Raw genomic sequence first — 3,425 nt, 5'->3', positions numbered from 1 at the left:
TGGTAGCTGAGCAACTGCAACGGCACGGTATAAACGATGGGCGCAATGGTTTCCGGCACGGCGGGCATGTTCAGCACGTGGATGCCTTCGCCTTCTTTCACGTGAGCATTCTTGTCGGCGAATACGTAGAGCTCACCGCCGCGGGCGCGGACTTCCTGCAGGTTGGATTTTAGCTTTTCCAGCAGTTCGTCGTTGGGCGCCACGGAGACCACCGGCATGTCGCTGTCTACCAGTGCCAGGGGGCCGTGCTTGAGTTCACCGGCCGGGTAGGCTTCGGCGTGGATGTAGGAGATTTCCTTGAGCTTGAGGGCGCCTTCCAGGGCCACCGGGAATTGCACGCCACGGCCCAGGAACAGGGTGTGGTGTTTTTCCACGAAGGCTTCGGAAAGCTTTTCGATGGGCTTGTCCAGAGCCGCAGTCTGTTCAATCAGGTTGGGCAGCTGGCGCAGTTCGTCGAGGATGCCTTCGATGCGGGCATCGTCCAGGCCTTTCTGACGGCCCAGGGCCAGTACCAGCATGAGCAGGCCGGTAAGCTGGGTGGTGAATGCCTTGGTGGAGGCCACGCCGATTTCCGGGCCAGCCTTGGTGAGGAATACCAGTTCGGATTCGCGCACCAGCGAGGAGCTGTCCACATTGCAGATGGCCAGGCGGCCCACGTAGTTGGGGGACGCGGTGTCGCGCAGGGCCGCCAAGGTGTCGGCGGTTTCGCCGCTCTGGGAGATGGTGACGAACAGGGTGCCTTCCGGGACCACATGGTTGCGGTAGCGGAATTCGCTGGCCACTTCCACCTGGCAGGGAATACCGGCGATGTCTTCCAGCCAGTAACGGGCCACCATGCCGGCGTGGTAGCTGGTGCCGCAGGCGACGATCTGGACGGTTTTCACGCGGTCAAAGATGGCCGGAGCTTTTTCACCGAAGGCGTCGATCAGGCTCGCCGGGCTGTCGATGCGACCTTCCAGGGTTTTCTGGATAGCCGCCGGCTGCTCGAAGATTTCCTTCTGCATGTAGTGGCGGTATTCGCCTTTTTCCGCGTCTTCGTGGGTGCCGTCGAATTCGTGGGTGTCACGGCTGGCGGCGTTGCCTTGTGCATCGACGATGCGGACGTTGTCGGTGCTGATTTCTGCCTGGTCGCCTTCTTCCAGGAAGATGAAACGGTTGGTCACCGGCAGCAGAGCCAGTTGATCGGAGGCAATGTAGTTTTCGTCGATGCCCAGGCCGATGACCAGGGGACTGCCGGAACGCACGGCCACCAGCTTGTGGGGCTCATCCTTGTGGATCACACCCAGGGCGTAGGCGCCATCCAGTTTCTTTACGACCTGCTGGACGGCGGTGAACAGATCCACGCCGGTGTCCAGCACCTGGTGGAGCAGGTGCACGATGACTTCGGTGTCGGTCTGGGACTGGAAGGCATAGCCGGCGGCTTCCAGTTCGTCTTTCAGTTCCTGAAAGTTTTCGATGATGCCGTTGTGCACCAGGGCCAGATCGCTGCCGGACATGTGCGGGTGGGCATTGTCTTCGGAGGGTTTGCCATGGGTGGCCCAGCGGGTATGGGCGATGCCGGTGAAGCCACTGGCATGCTGTTCCGTGGTGGCGGCTTCCAGGCCGGCGACCTTGCCCTGGCGACGCACCCGGGTAATGCCGGAATCATTGAGCAGCGCAACGCCGGCACTGTCATAGCCCCGGTATTCCAGGCGCTTGAGGCCAGTGATCAGGATGTTGGTCACATTACGCTGGGCAATGGCCCCGACGATTCCACACATGTTGGTTTCCTTGAATATTGCTTGCCGGCAGTGCTTGCGAATTCACTGCCGTATCTATTCGCCATGCGAGCATGGCTCCAACGAATTCTCGATCCTTTGAAAACCCCTTTCTATTGTGGGAGGCAATGCTTGCATCGCGAAGGTGCCACTAGGGCCACCGTTATTCGCGATGCGAGCATCGCTTCCCACAAAAATCAGGAATACTGGGGTTTCAAAGGCTCCTTATTTCTTTTGCGGACGTTTCCAGTCGTTGACGTTGCGCTGCTGGCCACGGGCAACGGCCAGGCCGTTGTCGTCCACGTCCTTGGTGATGGTGCTGCCGGCGCCCACGGTGGCATTTTCGCCGATGGTGACCGGTGCCACCAGTGAAGAATTGGAACCGATAAAGGCGCCGTCTTTCATCACTGTCTGGAATTTGTTGGCGCCATCGTAATTGCAGGTGATGGTGCCGGCGCCCACATTCACGCCTTTGCCGATCTGGCTGTCGCCGATGTAGGTGAGATGGTTCACTTTGGAACCCTCGCCCACATAGGACTTCTTGGTTTCCACAAAGTTGCCGATCTTGGCCTTGTCGGCCAGTTCCGTGCCGGGGCGCAGGCGGGCGTAGGGGCCGATGGTGCATTGCTCACCGACGATGGCGCCATCCAGCAGGCTGTTGGCTTCAATGACTGTGCCGGCACCGATATTGGTATCGCGGATAATGCAGTTGGGGCCGATGACAACGCCTTCTTCGATGGTCACGTCACCTTCCAGCACCACGTTCACATCAATGATCACGTCGCTGGCGATCTGCACGCTACCGCGCACGTCCAGTCGATTCGGGTCGCGCAGGGTGACACCATCGCGCATCAGGGATTCGGCCTGGGCCAGCTGATAGAGTCGCTCCAGCCGGGACAGCTGCACCCGGTCGTTAATACCATCCACTTCCCAGGCAAATTCCGGCTGCAGGGTTTCCACGGTCAGACCGGACTGCACCGCCATGGCGATGACGTCGGTCAGGTAGTATTCGCCCTGGGCATTGTTGCTGGATAGTTTCGGCAGACAGTCTTCCAGGAAGCTGCGTGTGCAAGCCAGGATGCCGGTGTTGATTTCCGGGATACCCAGCTCCGCTTCGCTGGCGTCTTTCTGCTCGACGATGCGCTGCACGTTGTTCTGGCCATCACGAACGATACGGCCATAGCCGCTGGGGTCATCCAGGGTCAGGGTCATCAGTGCCAGGGTCTTGTCATCCACGCACTGGACGAATTCACGCAGAGTTTCCGGGCGGATCAGGGGGACGTCGCCGTACAGCACCAGTACGATATCTTCCTTGACCAGGGGCATGGCCTGGGCCACGGCGTGGCCGGTGCCCAACTGCTCGGCCTGCTCGGCCCACTGCAGGTGATCGCCATTGACGATGTCTTTCACCTGATCACCACCGTGGCCGTAGACGATGATGGTGTTGTCGGCGGCCAGGCTGGTGGCGGCATCCACCACATGCTGGACCATGGCCTTACCGGCCACTTCATGCAGCACCTTGGGCAACGCACTTTTCATGCGTGTGCCTTTGCCGGCGGCGAGAATGACAACTGCAATAGACCCTGAACTCATACCCTGTCCTTATGTTTTACCCTTGTCGCGATGCGCCGTGCGGTTTATAGCATGACATCGTGACATTTCTGTCTC

General features: G+C 59.8%; 2 protein-coding genes. Both read right to left on the bottom strand.

The window, feature by feature from the left end; translation table 11 throughout:
* On the bottom strand, window positions 1–1,760 hold a 1,760-nt coding region (gene glmS, locus HUJ17_RS01065), incomplete at its 3' end, for a glutamine--fructose-6-phosphate transaminase (isomerizing) (protein ID WP_290508969.1).
* A 222-nt stretch (window positions 1,761–1,982) separates the two neighbouring features.
* Window positions 1,983–3,350, bottom strand: a complete 1,368-nt coding sequence (glmU, locus tag HUJ17_RS01060; protein ID WP_290508968.1) for a bifunctional UDP-N-acetylglucosamine diphosphorylase/glucosamine-1-phosphate N-acetyltransferase GlmU — start codon at window positions 3,348–3,350, stop codon at window positions 1,983–1,985.
* Window positions 3,351–3,425: the final 75 nt, after the last annotated feature.

The organism is Alcanivorax sp. (assembly GCF_014762765.1).
Lineage (GTDB): Bacteria > Pseudomonadota > Gammaproteobacteria > Pseudomonadales > Alcanivoracaceae > Alcanivorax.
This window is presented reverse-complemented; position numbering and strand designations above follow the sequence as displayed.